Raw genomic sequence first — 7,317 nt, forward strand, 5'->3', positions numbered from 1 at the left:
GCACTTTAGGTCGGGCAAAATTTATTGGTTCTGCTGCGACTGCCACCAAGAAATGCCCGCATTAGATCATGAACCTTTAACAACCCATCGTTTGCAAAACTTACTTCAACCCACCCTAAAACAAAGAAGCGATCTGGCTACGGTTCCAGCCGCCTATTTTATGAAACTTTCAGATACCCTTGTGACTTCAACCTCTCGCTAACACCCACTCCAAGATTTCTCATGCATTCGTCAGACAACCTTTGCAGTAGAACCTAAGAGGCTTTAAGAATAACTCCCACTACACAACGGCATCTAGTGGGAGTTTTGGTCTAGATTAGATTGCAACTAGCACATTCGCACTCAAAGACGGCGAACCGGCTAAAGTTGCGATCGCCGTTGCTGGAGTTGACCCGACGCCATCGGGATCGAAGCTGAGAACGCTATTGTCATAGAGGAATTGGGCGGTATTCCCCACAGGCGTTTGTCCCAACGTTAGGGTTGGTGTCACCCCAGCCGTTAGACCCGAAAACCCGGCAGCCGAGAAGCGAAAAATATCATTCGCCCGGTTAAAGTTATTAATCGTATCGCCCGCTTGGTTGAGATTCGTATAGACAAACGCATCAGCACCCGCAGTCCCCGCCAGCACATTGGCTCCAACCCCGCTAGGGATGAGATTAAACAGCGGCATAGATAGGCCTTGCAGCACCGTATCCTGGCGGAATTGCAAATTTTGAATTCGCAAGTCTAATGCTGGCTGAACCTCCGCGATCGCAAAAGCAGAACTGCTATCGATTGCATAGGTGGCAGCTAAATACTCCGCTAACGCATCCTGTTCCGTGCCGGGGTTGGCAAACGTGGCGACATTGACGCCGTCTGTAGGAATGGGTTGGTCAGCCAAGTCTACGCGATCGCTCGCTAAAGAGGCAAACGGATACCCATCCCCTCCGCCCGCCAAAAAGCTTAACGTCACCATGCGGATCGGGCGATTTTCATCTCCCTGGACAGTGCCATTTTCCACAACTACATCCACCACCGCGCCATCGGCATCTAAAATAACGAGGTTGCGAATTCTCTGCCCTGCGGTTTGGGTCGGATCGAAGCTAAAAGACATGCCCCCAACTTGCGGGAAACTGCCGGGAGTCGCACCTGGGGCCGCAGCACCCACGCCATGTTCGATAATTTGCTTCAAACCGGCTGCCGTCACTGTCACCAGCGACAGGGCATTATTAAAGCGCAGGGCATTCTCAATATCGAGTTGAGAAATATCGCCTTCCGCCTTATTTGCCAGAGGGTTGGCGACGGGAGGCAAAAGCACGGGTTCGCCAGTCCCTCCCGCCGGGACTAAAGCCGTGCCGATATTATCGCGAATGCCGCCGCCATTTTTGAGAGAAACAACCGTTGTCGGGTCGTATTGTTGAGCAATAAACAGGTTGGCATCGGCTGTGAGATTCCCCAAGTTGGTTTCCTGGGTTCTAACTGCACTGCGTCGTCCTTCCAGAAAGACCTCAGTCTGTCCAAACAGATTTCCATCTTTTGCTAAAACAACATCGGCGATCGCCTCAACCACCTCAACCACGATCGGATCGGCAACATCCCTAGGATTCACCGTTCGACCATAGGCGCGGTTGACCCCAGCGCTATCGGTCGCATAGGCCCCGCTGGCATCGAGGATATTAGTAATGATGCCGTTGTCATCAAACTCTGCCACCAGGCGGCCCACATAGCGGTAGTTGCCATCCGTATTCACCAGAACCACAGGTTCGCCACTCGCAGAGGTGAAGCGCTGGGGATAGGGCCCCGCCGCCGTATCTCCGGCCCTGAGCGGATCGTCAGGATTCGCCAAAATGGTATTAGAACCGCCCGCAATGACTACATCCACGCCCCGGAGGAGTTGGGCTAACTGCCGTTCAATGCTAATTTGCTGCATGTGCGCCAGTAACACCACCTTGTTAATGCCCGTGGCGGTTAGGGCGTCAACGCTGGTTTGAATTTCCGCAGCTAGGGCGGCAAGATCTGCGGGGTTGGGCGGTAAAATTCCCACATTTCCCGGCGAAGAGATGGCTTGCAAGGTGGGTGTGGTTGCCCCCACTACGCCGATCCGTTCCCCACCCACTTCTAGAACAACGCTGCGGGCAATACTATTGGGTTTCGGGGCTTGTCCGTCGAGAACCACTAAATCTGCAAGGTTGGCATCGGGTTCAAAGTTGAGGTTTGCACTCAGGTAGGGGAAGGCGGTTCCTTGATAGCCACCGGAACCAATGCCTGCGCCTGCGATCGCAGAGTTGGGTTTAATCAGCGTCGCAACGACTCCCGTCCCCAGGTCAAATTCATGGTTTCCGAAAGCCGCCGCTTGGAAGCCTAGGGCATTGTTAATTAAAATATCGCCAATGCCCTGTTCGCCGTAAATCTCTGCACTGGCTTGCAGGAAGGGGCCGGGAATGTATACGTCCCCGGAGGTGAGTTTAAGGGTGTTGGGAAACTCACTCGCTAAAGCGTTGAAGACGGCGGAGAAGTTCACTGCATCGGCAATGGCAGGGAGTCCGGCTTCTTGGTCGGCCGCGTGCAAGATTTGTAAGGTGAAGCCGGGGGTTGGGGTTGGGCTTGGCGGCGCGAGGGGCGGACGCACGGGAGGAACAATTGGAGGGGCTGGCGCGGGGGGTGCAGTCTCCAGGGGGTTGAGGTTGGTGGTAAAGTTCGCCGCACTCAGTTGGGTGCTTTGGATACCTTGGAGAATGGCGAGGGTTGTTCCCCCCCCTTCAATTCGGGTTTCGCCGCTGCCTTGAATTAGGTTAAGTTGGCTAAAGGTTAAGCCTTGGGAGAGTCCAATCCGGTCTTGGGCTGGGTTAAAGTCGGTGATGGTGCTGGTGCCTTGACCGATGACAAACAGATCGCGGCCTGCCCCCCCGGTGAGGGTGTTGTTTCCAGTATTGCCGTAGAGGACATCGTTGCCATCATCGCCAAAGAGGACATCGTTGCCTTTGCCGCCGTAGAGGACATCGTTATCTTTACCACCGTAGAGGGTATCGTTGCCTTGATTGCCGTAGAGGGTATCGTTGCCCTGATTGCCGTAAAGGATATCATCTCCGGGGAGTCCAAAGAGGCGATCGCTCCCAGCTAACCCAAAAATGCGATCGGCGTTTGCCGTTCCGGTCAAGATATCATTGCTGGCGGTACCGTTAATTATTCCCATGTTTTCCATCCATCCTCACTGCGGAACAGTAAACCTGCTGTGCGGTTGATTTCGCACGATCGAATTGAGGGCCGATCGAAAGGGCGCAAAACCCTGTCTAGATTGCTGAATCTTCATGAATTGCGATCGCTCTCCAACCTGGCATTGGGGCTATTAAATCCAGGCTTAAATCATTAATTGACACTTAGGAACTAAACTAAGTTGTTACTGTTAAGCCGATATTAAGAGCAGCTCAACGCTCGTGCTGATTTCGGTTAAGATAGCCGAATGCCCACCAGTTCAATTACGAACTGACGGGCAATGAGTTGCAGTTTGCTTAAATTAGGCTAAAAAATCGACGAGAGAGGGAACTTCTACTGCTTGATTGGACTGATGGGATTGATGGGTTAAATCCATTAATAACTGCGAGTAAACCCCCTCTTTTAAAGAAGGCGTGACTGGCGTCTGGGTGGTAATTGCCTTGCACCAATTTTCGACAACGCGCACAAATGGTGCAATTCTGCCATCATCAAAGGTTTGGGAAAAAGCAAGGCGCTGGGGAATTTCGAGTTCGGCTAACGGTTCGCCTGCAAGTCCTCCTTGTAAGCTGAAGCCATGCACGTAGTCTTTTTGATTGCTGCTGCCTAAGATGAGGGTAGCGCGATCGCCATACACTTCTACCCAATGCCCGCGTCCATTAGACGCAACCGAACTAATGCACAGTTGGCAGGGCGTGCCATCTGCTAATTCCAATAAAATTAAACAGGTATCATCGGCATCTACAGGCTTGAGTTCTCCGGTTTGCGGATCGGGGCGTTGGGGAATGGCTGTGCTAAGTTTGCCCATAACTTGCCGTACCTCTCCGAATAGCCAATAAATATAGTCAAACGCATGAGAACCAACAGCCCCTAAAGCCCCACCGCCCATTGCTTTTTGAGCATACCAATTCCAAGGACGACTCGCATCAGCCCGACTAGAGACTAACCAATCAATCTTAATGAGTCGCTTATTGCCAACATAGCCATCATCCAATAGCTCTTTAAAGCGTTGCCAGTAGGGAACAAAGCGAAACTCAAAATCCATTGTGGCGGCAACTGTGCGATCCTGAGCTAGATGATAGAGGGCTTTGGCTTCTTGGGCAGTTAAAGCTGTCGGTTTTTCCAATAATAAATGTTTTTTGGCTTCAATCGCAGCCTTTGCCATCTCGTAGTGCAAAAAAGGTGGCGTTGAGATGCTGACAGCCTCAACTTCTTCAAGCTGTAACAGTTCCGTTAGGTTATCGCCAGCATAGGGAATGTTGTGCGTTTTGGCAATTTGGGTTGCTCGATCGATATCGCGATGGTAAACAGCAACGACTTGCGTTCCTTTGGCAGCTTGCAAGCCAGGAATATGAACTTTTTGCCCAAACCCAGTTCCCACAACTGCAACACCAAGCATCGATTGATTCATCATTAGGGTATTAAACTTAGAATTCAGGTTCTAGAGCAACTTACCGTTATTTTGGGGAAGCTGGCAAGCTCAATCTAAAAGGATGCAATCTCTCCATTTAAGAGGATTCTAGCGAACTAGGTTTAGGCAAAATTACAATAAAGGTGCTGCCTTGGTTGAGTTCGCTTTTAACGGTAATTTCCCCTTGAAAAGGGCGCAAAAGTTCCAAGCAAGTATAAAGTCCTAATCCGGTTCCGGTTGGCTCATCTCCTATGGCGCTATCTTTGATGGGTTTAGATGTATAAAAGGGATCGAAGATTTTTGAAAGATTTTCTGGGGCAATTCCACAGCCGCTATCTTGAATTTCCAAATAAATTTTCTCACTATCTTGTTGCGTAGAAATTCTTAATTCCTTGCAATGTTTCTGCCACATAGAATCAATTGCATTATTAATTAAATTATGAAAAATTTGAGAGATGTGAGAATCAATGAGGAGAATGCTAGGCAAGGTTTCATCAAAACTGTAAGTTTTTCTGATTTGATGTTTAAAGTGAAGATTGGCTTCTAGTAACTTTAATTCACGCTGCAACAATAGATTAAGATTGACTGGAACTCGTTCTTCATATTGCTCGCTACGGCTTTTCGCCATTAGGTTATCCATAATTTGATTAATGTTTTTGACTGCCACATTAATATAGTTGATGCATTCTATAACGGTTTCTTCTTCAAGCTTTGAAGCGTGAATTTCTATTAAATCTGTACAGGTTTGAATCGTTTGAATTGGATTTTTAAGATTATGTACCATTCCCTGGGTTAAACGACCAACAATTGCGGCTTTTTCTCGTTGATTGAGTTCTCTAGTTTTTTGTTCAACTAGTCGCTCTAAATTATTATTGAGATCGCTCAGTTCTTGGTTTTTTTCTTTCAAGCTTTGTCGCAGCTTCTGCATTGTGATATGGGTTTGAACGCGACTGATGACTTCTTCGTATTGAAATGGTTTAGTAATATAATCAACAGCCCCATATTGAAAGCCTTTGACTTTATTTTCAGTATCGGAAAGGGCAGTCATAAAAATAATGGGAATATCGCAAGTAGAGGGATTGCTTTTAATTTGCCTACAGGTTTCAAAACCGTCAATTCCTGGCATCATTACATCTAAGAGGATTAAGTCAGGTTGAGCATAATAGGTTTGCTCAATTGCGCTCTCTCCATCCATTGAAATTAAGACTTTAAATCCAACATTTCGCAGCAACTGAAATAGAAGATTGAGGTTGGTTTGATGATCGTCAACAATTAGAATAATGTTTCTTTCGGAATTGTTGTTCATATTGATTTGAAATAGTGAGGTGCTTAAGATATATTTATTGAACTCAGTAAATGTTAATTTTAAGTTTGCTTTGGTTTATAAAAAAATATTAATTAGATGAGAAAACGGGCAAATTAAAACTTTTGCTGCCTCAGCTTATATAGCTTATCTCTCTTTTTGACAAACCGCTAGCCGATCGCTACAAATGCGATCGCAAATTCTATCAAAGTGTTATTGAGTTTTTTTTTAAATTCTACCTTAAAGATTATAAACTCATTGCAAAATCGAACCCCCTCAAGGGTTCCAAGCATTGAGAAATTGAACAGACGATCCCATCCTGGAGGGGGATGTTGCGATCGCCCCTAACCCCTCTCCCTAGGGCGATGGGAGTTAGAGAATTTTCACCTTAGCAACACTAGAAGCAGCTAGCACAAGTGTATCGGTATGCCAGCAAGTTAAGGGGGATTTCCCATAAACAGGGTACCCGGATCGATGGAGGCTGGTGTAGAGATTGTGGCAAGTTGGCAACTGCCCCCCGATCCTCTTTGTTACTCTAACTGTAGCCTGATGGCTGAGGGGTTGGCTGGAGAACTTATTTTTTGGCAAGCAGTGCCATGTGCCTGGGGGAATAAACAACCGACGCCAGGAGATTACAAAAGCGAAACTTGCCCTACCTCAGATCTTGCACCATCCTGAGTAAGACCTGAGAAACCGGGTTTCTTGCCAATGACTCAATCTGAAACCCTTTTCGTCGAGAAACCCGGTTTCTGGCACTGGGGGCAAGATCTCAAAGGTAGGAAAACCAACCCATTGCTGAGGCGGTTAACGTTGTTGTCTCTAGATTGGTTCTAGCGTTTGTCTGGGGCTGAGTTGTGGCAGCGATCCGAGAATGGGAGGCAATGGTTTTAAGCGGTTCTTCAAAGTAAGAAAGCGCTGCGTAACAGAAGGCAAGGGATTCCATAGGGGGTAACTCCGCAAATTCAATCGAGGGAACTGTTCCGTAAAGTTTCTGAGGTTAGACCCTTCGAGAAACTTATATAAGTACAATTGCGGTATTTTGGAGGATGTTCCGGTAACAAATATAAAACGCTGAAAGTAAAATTCAGGAACTAATCGGCGATCGCTATGCTGAAATGAAAGATGAAATCAGTAGATGCACGGAAAGATCGATCGGGTCGAACCTCAGAAAGTATGAAGTCTAGTTAACGAGCTTAGCGATCGCCAGAACGAATCTCGGCTCAATCCGCAAGGGTATTTTTACGGATTTGCTTGATTCTAGCTTCATTTTACCGCTTTTTGCGATCGCGATCGCAAAAAGTATTGAAGACAAATCACCTCGTTGCCCGATCGCGATCGCAGGAGATGTGGGGATGCGGATCGCAGACCATCCTTCGGTTTTTACGGATTATTAGATGAGTCGGGATGAGATTTG

The 7,317-nt window shown here is 47.6% G+C and carries 6 protein-coding genes; 2 read left to right on the forward strand and 4 right to left on the reverse strand.

Annotated features, from left to right (window positions below; genetic code table 11):
• Window positions 1–52: 52 nt before the first annotated feature.
• A complete protein-coding gene (locus QQ055_RS01440; protein WP_190567072.1) occupies window positions 53–202 on the forward strand; it encodes a hypothetical protein in 150 nt (49 codons plus the stop codon).
• 114 nt (window positions 203–316) lie between these two features.
• Here QQ055_RS01440 and QQ055_RS01445 read toward each other — a convergent pair whose 3' ends face one another.
• From QQ055_RS01445 to QQ055_RS01460, 4 genes are all read right to left on the reverse strand, one after another.
• On the reverse strand, window positions 317–3,172 hold the full coding sequence (locus QQ055_RS01445; RefSeq protein WP_284474565.1) for a 5'-nucleotidase C-terminal domain-containing protein: 2,856 nt from the start codon (window positions 3,170–3,172) through the stop codon (window positions 317–319).
• 321 nt (window positions 3,173–3,493) lie between these two features.
• On the reverse strand, window positions 3,494–4,603 hold the full coding sequence (locus QQ055_RS01450) for a Gfo/Idh/MocA family protein (protein WP_349775301.1): 1,110 nt from the start codon (window positions 4,601–4,603) through the stop codon (window positions 3,494–3,496).
• A gap of 94 nt (window positions 4,604–4,697) precedes the next feature.
• Complete coding sequence (locus QQ055_RS01455; RefSeq protein WP_283360168.1) at window positions 4,698–5,906, reverse strand: hybrid sensor histidine kinase/response regulator; 1,209 nt, start codon at window positions 5,904–5,906, stop codon at window positions 4,698–4,700.
• Between the two features lie 766 nt (window positions 5,907–6,672).
• Window positions 6,673–6,846, reverse strand: coding sequence for a hypothetical protein (locus QQ055_RS01460; protein WP_158020403.1), 174 nt, complete (start codon window positions 6,844–6,846; stop codon window positions 6,673–6,675).
• 304 nt (window positions 6,847–7,150) lie between these two features.
• Here QQ055_RS01460 and QQ055_RS01465 point away from each other — a divergent pair, with 304 nt between their 5' ends.
• On the forward strand, window positions 7,151–7,297 hold the full coding sequence (locus QQ055_RS01465) for a hypothetical protein (protein ID WP_286004110.1): 147 nt from the start codon (window positions 7,151–7,153) through the stop codon (window positions 7,295–7,297).
• The last annotated feature ends 20 nt before the right edge of the window (window positions 7,298–7,317 follow it).

This window comes from Geitlerinema calcuttense NRMC-F 0142 (genome assembly GCF_030285425.1).